19 protein-coding genes are annotated in these 19,544 nt (G+C 73.5%); 11 read left to right on the top strand and 8 right to left on the bottom strand.

What is annotated here, in order from left to right; translation table 11 throughout:
• The first annotated feature begins 15 nt into the window (after positions 1-15).
• Positions 16-1,608, top strand: coding sequence for an MDR family MFS transporter (locus HA073_RS22125; RefSeq protein ID WP_064447883.1), 1,593 nt, complete (start codon positions 16-18; stop codon positions 1,606-1,608).
• Between the two features lie 224 nt (positions 1,609-1,832).
• Here HA073_RS22125 and HA073_RS22120 read toward each other — a convergent pair whose 3' ends face one another.
• A complete protein-coding gene (locus HA073_RS22120) occupies positions 1,833-3,431 on the bottom strand; it encodes a tetratricopeptide repeat protein (protein WP_166457199.1) in 1,599 nt (532 codons plus the stop codon).
• A gap of 184 nt (positions 3,432-3,615) precedes the next feature.
• On the opposite strand from HA073_RS22120, the gene HA073_RS22115 reads away from it, so the two are divergent.
• Entirely contained in the window at positions 3,616-4,644 is a 1,029-nt protein-coding gene (locus HA073_RS22115; RefSeq protein WP_069087353.1) for an SIS domain-containing protein, read from the top strand.
• A 25-nt stretch (positions 4,645-4,669) separates the two neighbouring features.
• The gene (locus HA073_RS22110; RefSeq protein WP_064447882.1) at positions 4,670-6,259 is read left to right on the top strand and encodes a PAS domain-containing sensor histidine kinase; all 1,590 of its coding nucleotides are present in this window, start codon (positions 4,670-4,672) and stop codon (positions 6,257-6,259) included.
• Here the strand turns inward: HA073_RS22110 and HA073_RS22105 are convergent.
• Entirely contained in the window at positions 6,234-8,192 is a 1,959-nt protein-coding gene (locus HA073_RS22105; protein WP_166457198.1) for a glycosyltransferase family 39 protein, read from the bottom strand. The genes HA073_RS22110 and HA073_RS22105 overlap by 26 nt on opposite strands.
• Positions 8,193-8,746: 554 nt before the next feature.
• On the opposite strand from HA073_RS22105, the gene HA073_RS22100 reads away from it, so the two are divergent.
• The 4 genes from HA073_RS22100 to HA073_RS22085 are packed head-to-tail and all read left to right on the top strand — an operon-like array spanning position 8,747 to position 12,088.
• The gene (locus HA073_RS22100) at positions 8,747-10,456 is read left to right on the top strand and encodes a nitrite/sulfite reductase (RefSeq protein ID WP_043330952.1); all 1,710 of its coding nucleotides are present in this window, start codon (positions 8,747-8,749) and stop codon (positions 10,454-10,456) included.
• Positions 10,453-10,611, top strand: a complete 159-nt coding sequence (locus tag HA073_RS22095; RefSeq protein ID WP_013288361.1) for a hypothetical protein — start codon at positions 10,453-10,455, stop codon at positions 10,609-10,611. The genes HA073_RS22100 and HA073_RS22095 overlap by 4 nt, the downstream gene beginning before the upstream one ends.
• A complete protein-coding gene (locus HA073_RS22090; RefSeq protein ID WP_043328516.1) occupies positions 10,608-11,357 on the top strand; it encodes a phosphoadenylyl-sulfate reductase in 750 nt (249 codons plus the stop codon). The genes HA073_RS22095 and HA073_RS22090 overlap by 4 nt, the downstream gene beginning before the upstream one ends.
• The gene (locus HA073_RS22085; RefSeq protein WP_181373784.1) at positions 11,339-12,088 is read left to right on the top strand and encodes a sirohydrochlorin chelatase; all 750 of its coding nucleotides are present in this window, start codon (positions 11,339-11,341) and stop codon (positions 12,086-12,088) included. The genes HA073_RS22090 and HA073_RS22085 overlap by 19 nt, the downstream gene beginning before the upstream one ends.
• Before the next feature lie 63 nt (positions 12,089-12,151).
• On the opposite strand, the gene HA073_RS22080 is transcribed toward HA073_RS22085, so the two are convergent.
• A complete protein-coding gene (locus HA073_RS22080; protein WP_013288358.1) occupies positions 12,152-12,409 on the bottom strand; it encodes a WhiB family transcriptional regulator in 258 nt (85 codons plus the stop codon).
• Between the two features lie 448 nt (positions 12,410-12,857).
• Complete coding sequence (locus tag HA073_RS22075; RefSeq protein ID WP_030503232.1) at positions 12,858-13,808, bottom strand: diacylglycerol kinase family protein; 951 nt, start codon at positions 13,806-13,808, stop codon at positions 12,858-12,860.
• 43 nt (positions 13,809-13,851) lie between these two features.
• Between HA073_RS22075 and HA073_RS22070 the strand changes: the two genes are divergently transcribed.
• Positions 13,852-14,253: a hypothetical protein gene (locus HA073_RS22070; protein ID WP_064447880.1), complete on the top strand. Its 402-nt coding sequence runs from the start codon at positions 13,852-13,854 to the stop codon at positions 14,251-14,253.
• Positions 14,254-14,290: 37 nt separating this feature from the next.
• On the opposite strand, the gene HA073_RS22065 is transcribed toward HA073_RS22070, so the two are convergent.
• The 3 genes from HA073_RS22065 to sodN are packed head-to-tail and all read right to left on the bottom strand — an operon-like array spanning position 14,291 to position 15,653.
• On the bottom strand, positions 14,291-14,695 hold the full coding sequence (locus tag HA073_RS22065) for an ATP-binding protein (RefSeq protein WP_166457197.1): 405 nt from the start codon (positions 14,693-14,695) through the stop codon (positions 14,291-14,293).
• 32 nt (positions 14,696-14,727) lie between these two features.
• Positions 14,728-15,252 carry a GNAT family N-acetyltransferase gene (locus HA073_RS22060; protein WP_166457196.1) on the bottom strand — a complete coding sequence of 175 codons (525 nt, stop codon included), beginning with the start codon at positions 15,250-15,252 and terminating at the stop codon, positions 14,728-14,730.
• Positions 15,249-15,653 carry a superoxide dismutase, Ni gene (gene sodN, locus HA073_RS22055; protein WP_043328527.1) on the bottom strand — a complete coding sequence of 135 codons (405 nt, stop codon included), beginning with the start codon at positions 15,651-15,653 and terminating at the stop codon, positions 15,249-15,251. Before sodN ends, HA073_RS22060 begins: the two co-directional genes overlap by 4 nt.
• Positions 15,654-15,731: 78 nt before the next feature.
• Between sodN and HA073_RS22050 the strand changes: the two genes are divergently transcribed.
• From HA073_RS22050 to HA073_RS22040, 3 genes are all read left to right on the top strand, one after another.
• Positions 15,732-16,070, top strand: coding sequence for a S24 family peptidase (locus HA073_RS22050; RefSeq protein WP_043328529.1), 339 nt, complete (start codon positions 15,732-15,734; stop codon positions 16,068-16,070).
• Positions 16,071-16,227: 157 nt separating this feature from the next.
• Positions 16,228-17,403: an NADP-dependent malic enzyme gene (locus HA073_RS22045; RefSeq protein WP_043328531.1), complete on the top strand. Its 1,176-nt coding sequence runs from the start codon at positions 16,228-16,230 to the stop codon at positions 17,401-17,403.
• An 85-nt stretch (positions 17,404-17,488) separates the two neighbouring features.
• The gene (locus HA073_RS22040; RefSeq protein ID WP_166457195.1) at positions 17,489-18,442 is read left to right on the top strand and encodes a zinc-binding dehydrogenase; all 954 of its coding nucleotides are present in this window, start codon (positions 17,489-17,491) and stop codon (positions 18,440-18,442) included.
• 115 nt (positions 18,443-18,557) lie between these two features.
• Here HA073_RS22040 and HA073_RS22035 read toward each other — a convergent pair whose 3' ends face one another.
• Entirely contained in the window at positions 18,558-19,523 is a 966-nt protein-coding gene (locus HA073_RS22035) for a chlorophyllase (protein ID WP_064447876.1), read from the bottom strand.
• Positions 19,524-19,544: the final 21 nt, after the last annotated feature.

Below are 19,544 nucleotides of genomic sequence, written 5' to 3'. Positions count from 1 at the left end.
CGGGGGAGCCTACCGATGAGTCAACAAGCCCCGGTCGTCGCGAGACCGAACATCCGCGTCGTCCTGTTCGGCCTGATGATCGCGATGATGCTCGCGATGCTCGACAACATGATCGTCAGCACCGCGCTGCCGCGGATCGTCTTCGAGTTCGGGGGCGCCGACCACTTCACCTGGGTGGTCACCGCGTACGTGCTGGGCACTACTGTCTCCACGCCGATCTGGGGCAAACTCGGCGACCTCTACGGACGCAAGGCCGTCTTCCTCACCGCCGTCGTCGTGTTCCTGGTCGGCTCGGCGCTGTGCGGCATGTCCGGCTCCGGAGTCTTCGGCGGCGCCGACAGCGGCATGATCGAGCTGATCGCGTTCCGCGCCGTGCAGGGCCTCGGCGCCGGTGGCCTGATGGTCGGCGTCATGGCGATCATCGGTGACCTGGTGCCGCCCCGCGAGCGGGGCCGCTACCAGGGCATGATCGCCGGCATCATGGCCATCGCCATGGTCGCGGGGCCGCTGGTCGGCGGCTTCATCACCGACAACCTCTCCTGGCGGTGGGCGTTCTACGTCAACCTGCCGCTGGGCGGCGTGGCGCTGCTGGTCCTGGCCACCACCATGCACCTGCCGAAGTACCGCACCGAGCACAAGATCGACTGGCTGGGCGCGGCGCTGCTGTCCGTGGGCATCACCGCGATCGTGCTGGTCACCACCTGGGGCGGCAACCAGTACGACTGGGCCTCGCCGCAGATCCTCGGCCTCGCCGTGCTGGCGGTGGCCGCGCTCGGCGTGTTCGCTCTCGTCGAGCGGCGCGCGCCCGAGCCGATCCTGCCGCTGAGCCTGTTCGCCAACCGCAACTTCGCGCTGATCTCGGTGATCGGGTTCCTGCTCGGCTTCGCCATGTTCGGGGCGATGAACTTCCTGCCGCTCTACCAGCAGACCGTCCAGGGCGCCTCGGCCACCAACAGCGGCCTGCTGCTGCTCCCGCTCATGTTCGGCATGCTCGTGGTCTCGCTCGTGGTCGGCCGGACGATCACCAAGACCGGCCGCTACCGGGCCTTCCCGATCGTCGGCGGCGTCGTGATGGCCGCCGGGATGGGCCTGCTCAGCCTGCTCGACGTGGACACCAGCAAGGCGCAGTCCTCGCTCTACATGGTCGTGCTCGGCGTCGGCATGGGCTTCCTGATGCAGACCTCGATGCTGATCGCGCAGAACAGCGTCGAGCAGAAGGACCTCGGCGCCGCCAGCGGCGCCGCCACGTTCTTCCGGTCCATCGGCGGCTCGTTCGGCGTCTCCCTCTTCGGCGCGATCTTCGCCAACCGTCTCGCCGACTCGGCGGCCGGCCCCGCGTTCGCGGGCTCGGGTGGCGGCGAGGGCGGCGCGATGAACCTGGAAGCCCTCAAGAAGCTCACCGGCCCGATGCGCGAGGCGGTGCTCGGCGGCCTCGCCGACGCCATCTCGCACGTCTTCTTCTGGGCGGTCCTCTTCACCGTGGCCGTGCCGGTGCTCGCCTGGTTCATCAAGGAGGTGCCGCTGCGCGCGACGAACGACGTGCGGCCGGCCGGCCCCACGCCGGAGGACGAGGCCGAGGCCGCGCTCGGCAAGGCCCCCGTCGCCTGACTCACCCGCCGCAGCCCCGCGCCCCCACCCCGGGGGTACGCGGGGCCGCCGCGTATCCACTCCAGCGAGGCACCCGGTGCCTTCCGCCCGCTGCCCGCCACATCGGGGGAGTGGTGGGGTCGGAGGGGAGTTGATCGCGCCACCTCGGCGAAGTGGCGGCGCTCGGCTGGGTGGTGGGGGCCGGGGAGCCGGCCGGAAATGGGGCCCCGGAACGGTCCCGGCGCTCAGCCTCTGCGGAACAGGGCGGTGAGGCGTCGCCAGAGGCGGCGCAGCGGGCCTCCGCCGGCGCCGGCGATGAGCGAGTCGGCGGTGGCGCGGGCGGCCGGGTCGAGGGCCGGGGTCGCCCGCGCCAGATAGGCGAGCGACACCGCCACCGGGGTACGCCGGGCGGCGCCGGATGCCACCTCGGTGAGCCGCCCGGCCACCACGGCGGCCACGTCGGCGCGGGTGGCCGGGTCCACCCAGGCGGCGGTGACCAGGGCGAACAGCGCCGCCTCGGCGGCCGGGCCGGGATCGGTGGCCAGTTCGTGCAGCACCCGCCGCCGGGTCGACGACTCCCACGGCTCGTCGGTGCGGTGGTGCAGCAGGCCGAGGCAGGCCCAGACCTGCGCGCAGCGTCTCCACAGTGCCGGGTCCTGCCCGCCGAGCACGCGGCCCAGCGCGGTGGCGGGTGCCTCCGGCGGGTGCGCCAGCAGTGCGAGCAGGTCGGCGAGGTCCAGTGTGGCCAGCCCGACGGCGGCGTCGTACGCGGCCGGGGGGTGCGCCCACGCCGGGTGCGCCAGGTGCTGGAGGCGGCGTACCGCGGCTGCCGAGGGGGCGGGCCCGTCGGGGGACGGGAAATCGTCGTCTGCCGGTGTGACCTGACCCAGCCAGGGCCGCCCCCGGCAGCATTCGGCGAGGTCGCCGTGCTCGTGCGTGTCGTCCGGATGTTCCCGGACGAAATCGGCGAGCGCCACCAGGTGGTCCACGTCGCCGTCGCGCAGGTAGCGCAGCCGGTGCGCGGTGTGCACGGCACAGTCGAAGGTGGGGTCCTTCGCCAGCGCCCGGTCGATCCAGCCCAGCGCCGCGTCGAGCCGGCCGTTGTCGGCGAGCGTGCCGGCGATGTCCGCGTAGACGGCGAGGTCGTCGGGGTCGAGCGCGACAGCCCGTTCCAGCGCCGCCAGCGCCTCGCCGGTGCGGCCGGCGCTGCGGTACGCGTACCCGAGCCACACCTCGCCGAGTTTGGTGGGCTGTGCGCGTACCCCCCGGGTGGCCCAGGTGACGGCGAGGGTGACCTCGCCGAGGCGCCGGGCCAGCGCGGACGCCGCGCCCAGCAGCAGCGGGTGGGCCGGATGCACGGTGATCGCGTTGCGGGCCAGCGTGAGGTACGGCGCCAGCGGCTCGCGCAGCCGGCGCGGCGCGGGGTCGGGCGCCGCCGCGCAGACCTGCATGAGGATCCGGGCGGTGCGTTCGGGGTCGAGGCGTTCCGGCAGGTCGGTGGCAGTCACCCAGGGCACGGCGGCCCACGGCGCGGCGGGCGCGTAGCCGGTGGCGGCGGCCAGCAGGTCGAGCCCTTCGGCGGGCCGGCCGGCGGCGGCGAGCAGGTGCGCGCGGGCCACCACGGCGCCGACGAACGCCTGCTGACCGAGCGGGAAGAGGTCCAGGTCGCCGCCGCTGGCCGCGTCCAGCCGGGCGAGCGCTTCGTGCGCCTCGGGCAGCGTGGGGGAGCAAACCAGCGCGGCGGCGATGTGGTCGGCGGCGTGCCGCAGGTCGCCCTCGCCCAGCGCCAGCCGGGCCAGCGCGAGTTCCTCCTCCGCCGAGAGCGCGGCGTCGTCCTCGGGCACGTCGTCCTTCCGCCGGTCGGGGTCGGTCAGCCGGGCAAGCCTAGGGGATCTTCCGTCAATTAGTGATCCACTGCGCACTCCTGCTCGTTGCGTTGATTGAGGCTGCTGAAACGTGCAAGACTGAGCATCGAACGCGCGAGAAACGCGCAGAAGGAGGTCTGGAGTGACGCGAGCAGGGGCCGGTATGGCCGCCGACATCGACGAGCAGCCGGCCGGTTACGAGCGTCTGCTCTCCGCCGAGCACGCCGCGGCGATCGCCGAGGTCGCGGCCGTCGTCGCGCAGCGGCGCCCCCGGCACGTGGTGTTCACCGCGCGGGGCACCTCCGACCACGCCGCGCTCTACGCGGCCTACCTGACCGAGATCCGCCTCGGACTGCCCGCCGGGCTGGCCTCGCCCAGCGCGATCACCGTCTTCGGCGCCCGGCCCGACCTCTCCGACGCGCTCGTCGTCGGCGTCAGCCAGAGCGGCGGCTCGCCCGACCTCGCCGAGGTGCTGCGGGTCGCCCGCGCCTCCGGCGCGCTCACCCTGGCCGTCACCAACAACCCCGGCTCGCCGCTGGTCGAGACCGCCGAGCTGAGCGTGGACATCGCCGCCGGCCACGAGCGGGCGGTCGCCGCCACCAAGACCTACACCGCCGAACTGCTCGCGCTGCTCATGCTGATCGAGGGGGTACGCGCCGGCGACGGCGTGCTGCCCGCCGAGGAGCGCGCCGCGCTGAGCCGGCTGCCCGAGCTGGCCGCGCAGACGCTCGCCGACGACACCCCGGCCCGGCTCGCGCCGCGCTACCGGTTCGCCGCCCAGCTCGTCACCACCGGCCGGGGGTACGCGTACCCGACCGCGCGCGAGGCGGCGCTGAAGCTGATGGAGACCTCGTACCTGCCGGCGCTCGCCTTCTCCGGCGCCGACCTGCTGCACGGCCCGCTCGCCATGACCGATCCGGACGTACCGGTGCTCGCCGTGGTCGGCTCCGGCCCCGGCGGCACGTCGATGCGCGAAGTGCTGCCCCGCCTCGGCGAGCGCCGCGCCGACGTGGTGGTGGTCGGCTCCGCCGAGGTCGGCGAGACCCGGATGGCGGTGCCCGAGGTCGACGAGCGGTACGCGCCGCTGCTCGACATCCTGCCGCTGCAACGGCTCGCGCTGGCCCTGGCGCTGGCCCGGGGCGAGGACCCGGACGCGCCGCGCGGCTTGAAGAAGGTCACGGCGACGATGTGAGGCCCGGCGTGGCACGCTGTGTGGCGTGTCCACCCTCCGTGACCTCGCCGAGGAGCACACCGCGCTCCGCCCGGCCGACATCGACCACCTGCACCGGATCGCCGGCGACTGGCAGCTGCTGTCCGACCTGTCCTTCGCCGACCTGCTGCTCTGGGTGCCGGTGGACGGCGACGGCACGTTCCTCTGCGTGGCCCAGGTCCGTCCCACCACCGCCCCGACCGCCTACCTGGACGACCAGGTCGGGCGGATCGTCGGCGGGGCCGAGGTGGCCCACCTGGAGGTGGCCTACCGGCAGGGACGGATCTGGCGCGAGGGCGACCCGGTCTGGTACGGCGACGTCCCGGCCCGCCACGAGGCGATCCCGGTCCGGCTGCGCACCGGCGACGGTGAAGCCGGCGAGGTGATCGCCGTGGTGGGCCGGGACACCAACCTGTCCACCGCGCGCACCCCGAGCCAGCTCGAACTGAACTACCTGACCACCGCCGACGACCTGGCCCAGATGATCGCCGACGGCACGTTCCCGCCGCCCCGGCACCCCGGCGAGACCACCTCGGCGCCCCGGGTCGGCGACGGCCTGGTGCGGCTCGACGCCAACGGCAAGGTCACCTACGCCAGCCCGAACGCGCAGTCCGCGTACCGCCGCCTCGGCTATGCCTCCCACCTGGTCGGCGAGGACCTGGCCAAGCTGCACCGCCGGCTCGCCGGCGACCCCCTCGAAGGCACCGACGCGGGCAACGCCGTGCTCGCCGCGCTGCGCGGCGAGGCGCCGCCCCGGCGGGAGATCGACGCCCGCGGCGCGACCATGCTCACCCGGGCGCTGCCGCTGATGCCCGCCGGAGTGCCGATCGGCGCGCTGGTGCTGGTCCGCGACATCACCGAGGTACGCCGCCGCGACCGCGCCCTGATCACCAAGGACGCCACCATCCGGGAGATCCACCACCGGGTGAAGAACAACCTCCAGACCGTCGCCGCGCTGCTGCGCCTGCAGGCCCGGCGGGTCTCCATGCCCGAGGCCCGGGTCGCGCTGGAGGAATCGGTACGCCGGGTCGCCTCGATCGCGCTGGTGCACGAGACGCTCTCCATGTCCAGCGACGAGGCGGTCGAGTTCGACGGCATCGTGGACCGGGTGGCCAGCGCCGCCACCGAGGTCGCCGCCACCGAGGTGAGTGTCGGCATGCGCCGCCGCGGCACGTTCGGCGTCCTGCCCGCCGAGATCGCCACCTCGCTGGTGATGGTGCTCAACGAGCTGCTGCTCAACGCCGTCGAGCACGGTTTCCCGTCGGCCGAGGAGGAGGCGGCCGCTCCTCCTGTGGACGTGCCCCGGCCGGAGGCGGGGGTTTCCGCGCCCCGGCCCGAGGTTGTGGTCTCCGCGCACCGGGCGCGCAAGCAACTGCACGTCACGGTGACCGACAACGGCCGGGGGCTGCCCGAGCAGTTCGACGCCGAGCGCGGCGGCAACCTGGGCCTGCAGATCGTCCGGGCGCTGGTCACCGGCGAGCTGCGCGGCACCATCGAGCTGCGTAACGGCGCCGACGGCGGCACCGAGGCGGCCATCGTCGTACCGCTGGCCCGCGGCACCACCGACCGCCTCACCGGACGAGCAGGGCCACTGTGATCCCCGGACGCGGCCACACCTGCCGCACCGTGTAGCCCGCGCGCAGCGCGTCGCCCTTCGCACCCGGCACCGCCGCCAACGGGTCCGCGCGCCGGCCGGTGACCACCAGCCACACCCGGTCCACCCCGGCCAGGCACCGCGCCGGGTCGTCGCACTCCACGGCCCAGAGGCTCGCGTCCTGACGCTGGTCGCGGACCACCAGCACGTCGCGTGGCAGCCTCGACCCCAGGTGGTACGCCATGCCGAGATCCGGGAACAGCCAGCCGTCCCGGGGCGAGTAGACGATCGCGTCGCCCGGCCGCTGCCCGGCGCGGATGATCCCGGCCGCGCCCGCGTAGTCGACGGGTGCGCTGCGCGGCCACTCGTGGGTGCGGCGCAGCGCCACCTGATCGGGCAACCCGAGCAGCCCGGCCAGGACCACCACCGCGATTCCCGCCGCGACCCGTCCGCGCGGCGACGTCGGCCCTTGCTCTGCTTCCACGGGCGCGGCAGTGCGGCCGGCTGCGGCGGGTGTCGCCGTGCGCGCTGGTTCAGCGGGCGTTGCTTCAGAGGGCGCTGGTTCAGCGGGCGTTGCTTCAGCGGGCGTTGCTTCAGCGGGCGTTGCTGTTGCCGGCGTTCGGGCCGGTGCGGGAGTGACCCGCGCGGCAGCCAGCGCGGCGCCGGCCAGTACGCAGGCGAACGGCACGGTGAAGACCAGGTAGCGGGTCACCCAGAGCGGCACCATCGTTCCGGCGGCGAACATCAGCAGCACCGGCAGCAGCACGGCGGCGGCCGGCAGCAGCGCCCGGCGACCCAGCCGGGCCACGCCGAGCGCCGCGAGCGCGAGCACGAAACCGCCGACGACGCCGCTCTGCGCCAGCGCACCCGGCAGCGCCGCCAGGTCGGGCAGGCGCGCCGGGTCGACCCAGTCGAGCTGTCGACCGCGCTGCCCCCGGGCGACGAGTGCCAGTGGGGTGACGAGCACGACGGCCGGCACCAGCGCCAGCAGCCACCCGGCCAGCGCCTCCCGAGCCTCGCCGGTCACGTTCTGCGGTTCCGCTTCCGGCGCGTCCGTGCCATGCTCCCTGCTCCCGGGATGCGGTGACACCCGTGGCGTTCCACCGGCGTTCGATCTCGTGGCTGAGTGGAACGCCGTGGGTGTCTGCGGGGCGTCGTGACACCCGTGGTGTTCCACTCGCGCTCGATCTCGTGGCTGGGTGGAACGCCACAGGTGTCTGCGGCGTGGCCGGCTCGCGTCGGGCATCTGGGCTCGGGACTGGCCGGGCGGATCGACGACCCCCGCAGGGCCATGTGCGGCGGTCAGCAGCACCACCACGGCGTGCGCGGCGAGCAGGGTGAGCGCGACCAGGTGGAGCAGGCCGAGCGCGGCGACCGCAGCGGCGTACCCGGCCCAGCGTCGCCAGGTCGGCCGGCGCAGCGCCTCGACCAGCAGCAGCGTGGCCAGCACGGCGAGCAGCGTGGCTAGGGCGTACGGGCGGGCCTCCTGCCCGTACCTCGAGGTGACCGGCAGGACCGCGAACAGCAGTCCGGCCAGCAGCCCGGCGCGACGGCCGACCAGCACCGCGCCGAGGCGGGCGGTGAGCGCGGCGGCCACGGCCATGGCGAGCGCGGAGGGCAGTCGCAGCGCCGTCGGCGACGTGCCGGCAATCGCCGTCCAGCCGTGCATGAGCAGGTAGTACGGCCCGGTGGCGGCGTCGATGGTGCGGGTCATCCGGGTCAGGTCGGATAGCGGGCGGGTGGCCGCGCTCCAGGTGGCCAGCTCGTCCCGCCACGGCTGGGCGTGCCCGATCCCGGCCAGCGTCACCACGAGCGTGAGCAGCCCCGGCGTCACCCACACCGCCCAGCCGGGAAGGGCGCGAACAGACGCGGGCCCGAACCTCCTCACCCCCGCAGCGTCACACGCCCGCTCCCGCTCACCCCCCAGCTCCCCCATTTCCCACCCACCCGGCCCACCCCACCCCGCCCGGCCCCACCCCGGCCCCCGCCCCGTCGATCATGAGGTTGACGGCACTCACCGTCCCTTTTGCCCCCGCCAACTTCATGATCAACGGTGCGGTGACGGGGGTGGACGGGGGCCGGCGGTGTCGACCAAGGAGATTGCGGCCTGATGTGGCGGGTTGGGGGACGTCAACTCCTTGATCAACGGGAGAGGGCGGGGAGGGAGGGCGGGGGACAGGGATGGGAGTCGATCCCGGTTGGGGCCCGTGATGTGGGATCACAGTGCGGAGCTGTGGTCCGGCCGGGCGTGGTGTGGCAGCATGAGGCACATGACCGCCGCTGTCGTCCGCCGCTTCGTGGCTCGCCGCCACGTCGATTACGGCCGCGTGCGCAGCGCGATCTGTCCGGCCCACTGACGACGCCCGACCCTTCCGTCTCGGGCGCGCACTCGCGCCGGCCGTCATCGACATCGCCGTCCACGGCCCACTCCCGGGCCGGCCGCCGCGTCCGCGCTCGCAGGCACCGCAGCAAGCAATGGAGGACGCCGCGATGGCGGTCAGCAGCACCCCGACCCGTCCCGACTCCCCGGCGCCCGCCGCCCGTGCGCCCCGCCGGCCACGCGGCGAGGGCCAGTGGGCGCTCGGGCACAAAGAGCCGCTCAACCCCAACGAGCGGATCAAGAAGGACGACGACCCGCTGAACGTGCGGGACCGGATCGAGAACATCTACGCCCATCGCGGTTTCGCCTCGATCGACCCGCAGGACCTGCGCGGCCGGTTCCGCTGGTGGGGCCTCTACACCCAGCGCAAGGCCGGCATCGACGGCGGGCGTACCGCAGTCCTGGAGCCGCACGAGCTGGAAGACGAGTTCTTCATGCTCCGCGTCCGGGTGGACGGCGGCCAGCTCAACCTGGCCCAGCTCCGCGTGATCGCGGACATCTCCCGCGAGTTCGCCCGGGACACCGCCGACATCACCGACCGGCAGAACATCCAGTACCACTGGATCCGGGTCGAGGACATGCCGGAGATCTGGCGCCGGCTGGAGGCGGTCGGCCTGCAGACCACCGAGGCGTGCGGCGACTGCCCCCGGATCGTGCTGGGCAGCCCGGTCGCCGGGGTGGCCCGGGACGAGGTGCTCGACCCGACTCCGGCGATCGACGAGATCGTCCGCCGGTACGTCGGCGACAAGGCGTACTCCAACCTGCCCCGCAAGTTCAAGACCTCGATCTCCTGGCTGGTCGACACCCCGTACGAGGCGAACGACATCGCGTTCCTCGGCGTGGAGCACCCGGAGCACGGTCCCGGCTTCGACGTGTGGGTGGGCGGCGGGCTCTCCACCAACCCGATGCTCGCCAAGCGGCTCGGCGTCTGGGTGCCGCTGAACGAGGTGCCGGACGTGTGGGCCGGTGTGGTCGGCATCTTCCGCGACTACGGCTACCGCCGGCTGCGTAACCGGGCCCGGCTGAAGTTCCTGGTCGCCGACTGGGGCGTGGAGCGGTTCCGGGAGGTGCTGGAGAAGGAGTACCTGGGCCGCACGCTGCTGGACGGTCCGGCCGCGGAACTGCCGGCGAAGCCGGTGGACCACATCGGTGTGCACGCCCAGCGTGACGGCGCGAACTACGTCGGCGCGGCCCCGGTGGTGGGCCGGGTCTCCGGCACCCAGCTGGCGCAGCTCGCCGACGTGGTCGAGGCGCACGGCAGCGGCCGGGTGCGGCTCACCCCGTACCAGAAGCTGCTGGTGCTGGACGTGGCGCCGGAGCGGACCGAGGAGCTGGTCACGGCGCTGCGCGGGATCGGCCTGGAGGCCCGGCCGTCGGCGTGGCGGCGCGGCACGATGGCCTGCACCGGCATCGAGTTCTGCAAGCTCGCCATTGTCGAGACCAAGCGGCGCGGCGAGGAACTGGTCGCGCGCCTGGAGGAGCGGCTGCGCGACTTCGACGCGGACATCTCCATCCACCTCAACGGCTGCCCGAACGCCTGCGCCCGCACCCAGGTCGCGGACATCGGGCTCAAGGGCCAGCTCGTGGTCGGCCCGGACGGCCGGCAGGTCGAGGGTTTCCAGGTGCACCTCGGCGGCGGCCTCGGCATGGCCCAGGGCCAGACCGCCGGTTTCGGCCGCAAGCTGCGCGGCCTGAAGACCACCGCCGAGGAGCTTCCGGAGTACGTGGAACGGCTCGCCCGCCGCTACCTGGCCGGCCGGACCGAGGGTGAGACGTTCGCCAACTGGGTGATCAGAGCCGACGAGGAGGAGCTCCGATGAGCGATGCCCGATCTGCGCCTCTCTACTGCCCGTACTGCGGGGAGGAGGACCTGCGACCGCACGAGGCCGGACACGGCGCCTGGGAGTGCCACGCCTGCGCGCGGGTCTTCGCGGTCAAGTTCACCGGTCTGCTGAGCCGGGCGGTGACCCGGTGAGCGGCCTCGTCTCCGCCGCCGGCCTCGGCCTGATCGGCGAGGCCGGGCCGGCCCGCCGGGACCCGGAGGAGTTGCGCGCGCTGGCCGAGGAGGCCGGCCGGGAGCTGGCGGACGCTCCGGCGATCGAGATCGCCCGGTGGGCGGCCGAGACGTTCGGCGAGCGGTTCTGCGTGACCAGCTCGATGGCCGACGGGGTGGTGGCGCACCTGGTCTCCCGGGTCGCGCCCGGCGTCGACGTGGTGTTCCTGGACACCGGGCTGCACTTCCCGGAGACGCTGCGGGTGCGTGACGAGGTGGCCCGCCGGATGCCGGTGCGGGTGCGCTCGATCCGGCCGCGGATGACCGTGGGCCAGCAGGACGGCCAGTACGGTCCGCGGCTGTTCAACAGGTCCCCGGACGACTGCTGCCAGCTGCGCAAGGTGGAGCCGCTGGAGCGGGCGCTGTCCGGGTACGACGCGTGGGCCGCCGGACTGCGCCGGGACGAGTCGCCGACCCGGGCGAACACGCCGGTGGTGGGCTTCGACGCGCGGCGCGGCAAGGTCAAGGTGAACCCGATCGCGGCGTGGACGCAGCGGGAGGTGGACGCGTACGTGGCCCGGTACGACATCCCGGTCAACGAGTTGTTCGCCCGTGGCTACGGCTCGATCGGCTGCTGGCCGTGCACCCGGCGGACGAAGGCGGGGGAGGACCCGCGGTCCGGTCGCTGGGCGATGTTCGAGAAGACCGAGTGCGGCCTGCACACCTGAGGGCCGGGCCGCCCGTGGTGCTGGTGGCGCACGGGAGCCGTGACCCTCGGGCGGCGGAGGCGACCCGGGCGCTGGCCCGGGCCGTGGCGGACACCTGGCCCGGTCGTGCGGTGCTGCCGAGCTGGCTGGACCACACCGATCCCGGCCCGGCCGAGGTGCTGCGCGGGCTTGCCGCCGCCGGCCACTCCCGGGCGGTTCTGGTGCCGCTGCTGCTGACCGCCGCGTACCACCGGAAGGTCGACATCCCGGCGGCGGTCGCGGCGGCCGGCGCCGAGATCGAGGTACGGGTGACCGACGTGCTGGGCCCGGCCGGCTCCGGCGTGGACGGCGGGTTGCTGGACGGGCTGCGCCGCCGCCTGGCGGAGGCGACCGGCGACGGGCCGGGCGGGCTGGACGCGGTGGTGCTGGCGGCGGCCGGTACCCGGGATCCGGCCGCTCGTGCCTCGGTGGGCCGGGTCGCCGCGGCGTTCGGCGCCGGGCTGGGCGTGCCGTGCCGCGTGTCGTACGCGTCGGCGGCGCCGCCGGAGGTCGGCGGCGCGGTGGCGCGACTGCGCGCGGCGGGGGCCCGCCGGGTCGCGGTGGCGGCCTACTTCCTGGCGCCGGGCCGGTTCCACGACGGGGTACGCGCGGCGGCCCGGTCGGCGGGCGCGGTGGCGGTGGCGGAGCCGCTGAACGACCTGCCGGAGTTGGCGGATCTGGTCCGGCGGCGCGTGGACACGGTTGCGGCCTGACGGGTGAGGACAACGCAACGCCCCGGCCGGAATCCCGGCCGGGGCGTTGTCGTGTGGTACGGGTCAGGCGGAGTGAGCGCGCAGCACCCGGAGACCGCCGCGGCGCTTCACCGCGCGGCGCTCCTCCTCGCTCATCCCGCCCCAGACGCCGGCGTCCTGACCGGACTCCAGCGCCCACTGCAGGCACTGGTCGGTCACGGGGCAGCGCCGGCAGACGGCCTTCGCCTGCTCCACCTGAAGGAGGGCCGGGCCGGACGTCCCGATGGGGAAGAACAGCTCCGGGTCCTCGTCGCGGCAGACCGAATCGTGGCGCCAGTCCATGGCGGCAACACTCCTCATTCTTAGTGGGTGGCCAGTAAACGCTTCGTTGCTATTCCTATTTGCGTCCGCATTGCCGAAGGGTGACGGTCAGCATCCATCAATTCGGCGCAGCGTGAGCAGGCTGTGGGGTGCCTGGACCTGCTGGAACAGCTCAACCGAACGAGCATATCCAGGCAATGTCCCGGCAACACGAGTTCGCTTGTGAATACTTTCACGAACTACAGCGATGTCAAGGGTGCCGCTCGGAAAAACTCCGAACAGTGAGCGGGCTCACCACCCATTTGTCCGGGTTTACCAGGGTCCTGGTTACCCGGCGTGCCACAGTCGATAATCAATGTAGTACGGTCTGCGTGACGTTGCTGACATTTCCGGCACCCTTCCTCGGCGTGGCGGCCACCGCGCCCGCGCGGCGGGGGGATCCGCGTCAACCGACTGGAGTACCCGAGACCTAGCAGATTACTCTCAGTGCCGCCGGCACGGAGGTGAATCGGACTTTCTCCCGCTCGCCGAGGTAGTCCCCGTCCATCTGGAACGGCAGTGGGCGCTCCGAGCGCAGGGTGAACTCCGCCAGGTCGTGCAGGCGCAGCACCTGCTTGCCGTGCGGGTCCGGCTTCCGGGAGAAGAACTGCGCCGCCGTACGGGCCGTGCTGGCCACCCGCAGCCGCCGCAGCGCGAGCACGTCGAGCCCGAGATCGAACGAGGCTTCCGGGTTCGGGTTGATCTCCCGGTCGCCCAGATACGTCCACGGCGCGGTGTTCTGGATGATCGCCGTGGCCAGCTCCGTGTCCGGCGCCTCACCCGGACGCTCCAGCGTGATCGACGGGTGGCGGCGGTCCGAGCCGACGAAGTACTGGCTCGCGGTGGACCGGAAGTAGAGCGCCGGCGTGGAGACGCGCCCCTTCTTGCGGGACTGTTCCACCCGGCGGATGACCGCCGCGTCCAGCCCGAAGCCGGCGCAGAACGTGAAGTAGCGGTCGTCGGCCCGGCCCAGCCCGATCGTGCGGGACCGGCCCAGCCGCAGTCCCTCCAGGATCATGCTGGTGCCGTCCGGCCATTCCCGGGGCAGCCCGAGCGCGCGGGCGAAGACGTTCGTCGAGCCGCCGGGCACGGTGGCCAGCGCGGGCAGCCGCTCGGCCGAGGTCTGCCCGGTCCGGAACGTCGGCGGCTCCGCCGCCATCAGGCCGTTTACCACCTCGTTGACGGTGCCGTCGCCACCGAGCGTGACCACCAGGTCGACGCCCTCCTGGGCGGCCTCCCGGGCCAGGTCCATGGCATGGCCCCGCCGGCGCGTGTAGCGCACCGACAGGTCGACTTCACTGCGCAACGCCCGGACCAGCACGTCCCGGCTGCGCTCGCTGGTGGTGGTGGCCTTCGGATTGACCACCAGGACGGCCCGCATGGGCGGCACTGTACCGCGACTACCCACCGGTATCGTGGCGCCCGTGACGATCGACTCCGACCCGGTCCCCGGCACGCTGCGCGCCGCGGTGCTCCTGCTACGCGCGGAGGCGGTGGCGCTCGGGCTGATCGCGGTGTGGCTCATCTGGTCCGACCTCACCGCTGAGACGACAGACCTGGTCTCGGCGCTGTGGGTGACCGCGTTCGCGATCGGCGGCGCGGTGGCGCTCTGGGCGCTCGGCGGCGCGTTGTCCCGCCGTCGCGCCGGCGCACGCGCGCCCGCGATCGTGCTTCAGCTCATGCTGCTGCCGGTCGGCTGGTTCATGATCGAGGGCGGCATGGGCTGGCTCGGCCTGCCGCTCATGGCGTTCGGCATCGGCATGGTCGGGTTGCTGGTGAGCGGCCCGACCAACCGCGCGCTCGGCTTCGGCGACCCGGCCCGCTGAACGCCGGACGGCCGCCGGGGCGGTGACCCCGACCCGGTCAGAAGCCGGCGCGGCGGGTCAGCAGGGAGATGGTGGCCCGGCCGTCGGTCGCGTGGGCGTTCGCCCCGGTGGTCAGCGCGGTGAGCACCTTCCAGGCGAACGACGACTCCGACGGCAGCGTCGCGCCCCGGACCGTCGGCACCGTGACCTCGACGGTGAGCGCGTCCTCGGTGACCGCGAACCGGCACTCCAGCTCGGCGTCGCGGGTGGCGATGGCGAGCAGCATGGCGCACGCCTCGTCGACGGCGATGCGCAGGTCCTCGATCTCGTCGAGGGCGAACTGCAGCCGGGCCGCGAGGCCGGCCGTGGCGGTACGGAGCACGCCGAGGTAACCACCGTCGGCGGGCACGGTGAGGTGGACGACGTCGTCGTCAGTCGTCGGGTGCCCGGTCAGTTGAGTCACGGCTCCTCCCCCCGGTGCGGGACTCTACCCGGTCAGGGGGCCGACCGCGTGGGCGCGGCCGTCGCGTGCGTGGCGAGCTCGCGCAACGCGGGCCCGGCCAGGCGGTACGGGGTCCACTCGTCCATCGGCGTGGCGCCGATCGCGGCGTAGAAGCGGGCTGCCGGGTTCCAGTTGATCATCCACCACTCCAGCCGCTGGTAGCCGCGCTCGACGCAGATCGCGGCGAGGGTGGCCAGCAGCATCCGGCCCGCGCCGGTGCCCCGGGCGGACGGGCGGACGTACAGGTCCTCCAGGTAGATGCCGTGCACGCCGGCCCAGGTGGAGAAGTTGAGGAACCAGAGCGCGAAACCGACCGGCTGGTCCGCCGCGTCGACGGCCACGTGACCGAAGAGCGCCGGCGCCGACCCGAACAAGGCCGCCTCCAGCTGCTCGGCGGTGAGGTGGCACTGCTCCGGGGCGCGCTCATACTCGGCGAGTTCGTGCACCATGGCGACGACGGCCGGTACGTCCCCAGGACGTACCGGCCGGATCGTCGGAGTGCCGTCGGGCGACGTCACGCCTGCTTGGTCTCCCAGAAGATCTTCGAGATCTCGTCGATCTTCGCCAGCAGCTCGTCCGCCTTGGCCGGGTCGGTCGCGCCCTTGGCGCCGGCCGCGCCGGCCAGCTTGGTGGCCTCGTTGAACAGCTGGTGCAGGTGCGGGTACTTCTCGAAGTGCGGCGGCTTGAAGTAGTCGGTCCAGAGCACCCACAGGTGGTGCTTGACCAGCTCCGCCCGCTGCTCCTTGATCAGGATGGCGCGGGTGCGGAACTCCGGGTCGGTGTTGGCCTGGTACTTCTCACAGATCATTTTGACCGACTCGGCCTCGATCCGGGCCTGGGCCGGGTCGTATACGCCGCAGGGCAGGTCGCAGTGAGCGCTGGCCGTCACCCGGGGCGTGAGGATGCGGGGAAGGCGCATCAGGGTCCTCCATGGGTTGTTTGCGATGATCCAAGACGACATTACTCCTGGAGACGCCCTCGGGGGCTGGGAGGTGACATGGCGCCCACCGGCGAACCTCCGGCGCTGCGCGGCCCGCTGACGCCGGTGCTGGTGACCGGCCCCTCCATGTCCCCCACGCTGCGGCACGGCGACGCGGTGCTGGTCCGCACCGGCGGCCGGGCGGTGCGCCCCGGTGACGTGGTCGTCGCGGTCTTCCGCAGCCGTCCCGACCTGCTCGTCGTCAAGCGGGCGGTGGAACCGCGCGACGGCGGCTGGTGGTTGCGCGGCGACAACGAGTTCGTCGCCGACGACTCCCGCGCGTACGGGGTGGCCGACGTCCGCGGCCGGGTGGTGGCCCGCTGGTGGCCGCGTCCGGGACTGGTCAGGGGCCGGTAACGACCGGAGCGGATATGACCCCGCTCACATACTGGCTGCCGAAGCGTGACTATGCTCGGAAAGTGCCCGGGTGACCCCCGCACCGCCGCGCCGCCGGTCGCTGACCACCGCTGACCACGCCGGCCGGTCCGTCTGCTCGACAGATCCTGGAGTCACCATGTCTTCGTCCACCCCGGACCCCGCCGATCCCGTCTTCCGCCTGCACGTCGGCGGCAAGATGGCAGTCGCCTCCACCGTCCCGCTGACCAGCCGCGAGGACCTCTCCCTCGCGTACACCCCGGGGGTTGCCCGGGTGTGCGAGGCGATCGCCGCCGACCCCGCGCTCGCCGACACCTACACCTGGGTGTCGCACACCGTCGCGGTCGTCACCGACGGCTCCGCCGTACTCGGTCTGGGCAACATCGGCCCGCGCGCCGCGCTGCCCGTGATGGAGGGCAAGGCGGTGCTGTTCAAGCAGTTCGCCGGCGTCGACGCGGTGCCGGTCTGCCTGGACACGCAGGACGTGGACGAGATCGTCGCGACGGTCAAGGCGCTCGCGCCGTCGTTCGGCGGGATCAACCTGGAGGACATCAGCGCGCCGCGCTGCTTCGAGGTGGAGCGGCGGCTCGACGAGGCGCTGGACATCCCGGTCTTCCACGACGACCAGCACGGCACCGCGATCGTGGTGCTCGCCGCGCTGCGCAACGCCGCCACGCTGCTCAACCGCAAGCTCGGCGACCTGCGGGTGGCCGTCAGCGGCGCGGGCGCGGCCGGTGTCGCGGTGACCAAGATGCTGATCGCCGGCGGCGTCGACCCGGCCGGGGTGGTGGTGTGCGACTCGCGCGGCATCATCGGCCGGCACCGCGAGCTGACCGGCACCAAGGCCGAGCTGGCCGAACTCACAAACGCCGAGGGCCGCCAGGGCGACATCACCGAGGCGCTGCGCGGCGCGGACGTGCTCATCGGCGTCTCCGGCGGCCAGATCCCCGAGGCGGCGGTGGCCGGCATGGCCCCCGGCGGCATCGTGTTCGCGCTGGCCAACCCCACCCCGGAGGTGCACCCCGAGGTGGCCGCCCGGCACGTGGCAGTGGTCGCCACCGGGCGCAGCGACTACCCGAACCAGATCAACAACGTGCTCGCGTTCCCCGGCGTGTTCCGGGGCGCGCTGGACGCCGGCGCCACCCGGATCACCGACTCGATGAAGGTGGCCGCCGCCGACGCCATCGCGAACGTGGTGGCCGAGTCGCTCACCGCCGACGCGATCGTGCCCTCGCCGCTGGACCCCCGGGTCGCGCCGGCGGTGGCCGAGGCGGTCGCCGAAGCCGCCCGCCGCGACGGCGTCGCCCGCCGCTGAGATGTAAGGAAGGGGCCCTTCTTAACGCCTCCGGTAGAGGAAGGGCCCCTTCTTAACTGCTGCTCAGCTTGTTACCGTGCCGATCATGCGTGCTGCCTTCGCCTCGGCCTTCGACACCGACAACCCGCTCGCCGCGCTCGCCGTCGGCGACCGTCCCGAGCCGACCCACCCGCAGGACGACTGGGTCACCGTGCGGGTCCGGGCCAGCTCGCTCAACCACCACGACCTCTGGTCGCTGCGTGGCGTGGGCCTGACCGCCGACCAGCTCCCGATGATCCTCGGCTGCGACGCGGTCGGCACCGACCCGGACGGCAACGAGGTCGTCATCTACCCGGTGGTGCCCACCCCGGGCGACCCGCGCGGGGTCTCCATCCTCTCCGAGCACTACCAGGGCACGTTCGCCGAGCTGGTCGCCGTACCCCGGATGAACCTCCTGCCGCTGCCCGACGGCCTGTCGGCCACCGACGCGGCGTGCCTGCCCACGGCCTGGCTCACCGCCTGGCGGATGCTGACCACCAAGGGCCGGGTCGCCGACGGCGAGTCGGTGCTGGTCCAGGGCGCCGGCGGTGGCGTGGCCACCGCGGCTGTCGCGCTCGGCGTCGCGCTCGGCAAGCGGGTGTACGCGACCAGCCGCGACGCCGGCAAGCGGGAGCGGATCGCCGAGCTGGGCGCGACCGCGCTGGAGCCCGGCGCGCGGCTGCCGGAACGGGTCGACGTGGTGATCGAGACGGTCGGCGCGGCCACGTTCGACCACTCGCTGAAGTCGGCCGCGCCGATGGCCCGGATCGTGGTCTCCGGCGCCACCTCCGGCCACGAGCCGAAGGTCAACCTGCGCCGGGTCTTCGCCATGCAGCTGGAGATCCTCGGCACCTCGATGGGCACCCCCGACGAGCTGACCGAACTGCTCGCGTTCTGCGCCGAGCACGAGGTGCGGCCGGTGGTCGACCGGGTGGTGCCGTTCAGCGAGATCACCGAGGCGTTCGCCCGGCTGCAGTCCGGCGACGTCTTCGGCAAGGTGGTCGTCGACCACACCGCCTGAGGCGCGCGGCGCGGGTGGTGCTCGGCGCTGGCGGCGCTCGGCGCTGGCGGCGCGCGGCGCGGCGTGTTAAGAAGGGGCCCCTTCTCTACCGGAGGCGTTAATAAGGGGCCCTTCCTTACAGCCGGTCGTCGAGCGTGGCCACACCGCCTCGGGCCGCGGCGGCGGGGAGGCGCTCCTTCGCCGCCGGGTCGCCGTAGAGCGTCCAGCGGAGGAACTCGATCGTGGTGTCCGCGACCACGCCCAGCGCCTTGCCGTCGCCGAGCAGCGCCCGGCCGTGGTCGCCCTTCGGCAGGCTGAGCATCGCCTTCGGCCACGGCACCGCGTCGAAGACGGCCTTGCCCGCGGCGTACGACACCACCTCGTCGGCCTCACCGTGCACGTACAACTGCGGCGCGACGGTGCCGGCGAACGCGGTGCCCACGCCGAGCGCGGTGCCGGCGAAGACGATGCCCGCGTCCAGCCGCGCGTCCCGGCCCGCGGTGAACAGGCCGATAGTGGTCACGCCACCGGCGCTGTGCCCGGTCGCGGCCACCCGCTCCGGGTCCAGCCGGCCACGCAGCGGATCGCCCGCCTTCTCGCCGAGCGCGAGCACCCGGGTCAGCACGTACGACACGTCGGCCGGCTGGTTCAGCACGTCCAGCGCGTTGCCGTCGGTGCCCCGAGAGGTGTGCGGGAAACGTGGCGCGGCGACCACGAAACCGGCCGCCGCCCAGCGCGTGAGCAGCACCTGGTAGTCCTCCGGCCGGGCGGTCAGCCCGTGGCTGAACAGCACCACCGGGAACCGCCCGGCCGCTGCCGGGGCGGAGCGCTCGACTGCGCCACCGGCCGCGCCCGCCGCCGGGTACCAGAGCGTCACCGGCAACGGCCGGTTGCCGTCCCGGTTGAGCTTCACCTGGCGTACGCCGACCGCGAAGCTCTCCGTGGGCGCCTTGCCGGCGGGTACGCGCGGGGTCGGTGTGACGCTTGTCGGTGCGGTGTCCGGAGCGGGCCGCCCGGCCGGGGCGGCGGGCTGCTCCGAGCAGCCGGCGAGGGCGGCGCCGAGGACGGCGGCGGTGAGCAGGGCGACGGGACGACGGCGCATGAACTGAATTGTGCCTCGCGA

It is taken from the genome of Micromonospora sp. CMU55-4 (genome assembly GCF_011602315.1).
Taxonomy (GTDB): domain Bacteria; phylum Actinomycetota; class Actinomycetes; order Mycobacteriales; family Micromonosporaceae; genus Micromonospora; species Micromonospora chalcea.
Note: the sequence above shows the minus strand (reverse complement) of the source record. Positions and strands in the feature narration are given on the sequence as shown.

What these genes read in the sequence shown, in the direction of transcription:
- HA073_RS22050 (WP_043328529.1), top strand. Translation starts at nt 15,732, where the DNA reads ATGGCGCCCACCGGCGAACCTCCGGCGCTGCGCGGCCCGCTGACGCCG.
- HA073_RS22105 (WP_166457198.1), bottom strand. Translation starts at nt 8,192, where the DNA reads ATGGGGGAGCTGGGGGGTGAGCGGGAGCGGGCGTGTGACGCTGCGGGG.
- HA073_RS22100 (WP_043330952.1), top strand. Translation starts at nt 8,747, where the DNA reads ATGGCGGTCAGCAGCACCCCGACCCGTCCCGACTCCCCGGCGCCCGCC.
- HA073_RS22045 (WP_043328531.1), top strand. Translation starts at nt 16,228, where the DNA reads ATGTCTTCGTCCACCCCGGACCCCGCCGATCCCGTCTTCCGCCTGCAC.
- HA073_RS22035 (WP_064447876.1), bottom strand. Translation starts at nt 19,523, where the DNA reads ATGCGCCGTCGTCCCGTCGCCCTGCTCACCGCCGCCGTCCTCGGCGCC.
- HA073_RS22095 (WP_013288361.1), top strand. Translation starts at nt 10,453, where the DNA reads ATGAGCGATGCCCGATCTGCGCCTCTCTACTGCCCGTACTGCGGGGAG.
- HA073_RS22040 (WP_166457195.1), top strand. Translation starts at nt 17,489, where the DNA reads ATGCGTGCTGCCTTCGCCTCGGCCTTCGACACCGACAACCCGCTCGCC.
- HA073_RS22080 (WP_013288358.1), bottom strand. Translation starts at nt 12,409, where the DNA reads ATGGACTGGCGCCACGATTCGGTCTGCCGCGACGAGGACCCGGAGCTG.
- sodN (WP_043328527.1), bottom strand. Translation starts at nt 15,653, where the DNA reads ATGCGCCTTCCCCGCATCCTCACGCCCCGGGTGACGGCCAGCGCTCAC.
- HA073_RS22125 (WP_064447883.1), top strand. Translation starts at nt 16, where the DNA reads ATGAGTCAACAAGCCCCGGTCGTCGCGAGACCGAACATCCGCGTCGTC.
- HA073_RS22115 (WP_069087353.1), top strand. Translation starts at nt 3,616, where the DNA reads ATGGCCGCCGACATCGACGAGCAGCCGGCCGGTTACGAGCGTCTGCTC.
- HA073_RS22075 (WP_030503232.1), bottom strand. Translation starts at nt 13,808, where the DNA reads ATGCGGGCCGTCCTGGTGGTCAATCCGAAGGCCACCACCACCAGCGAG.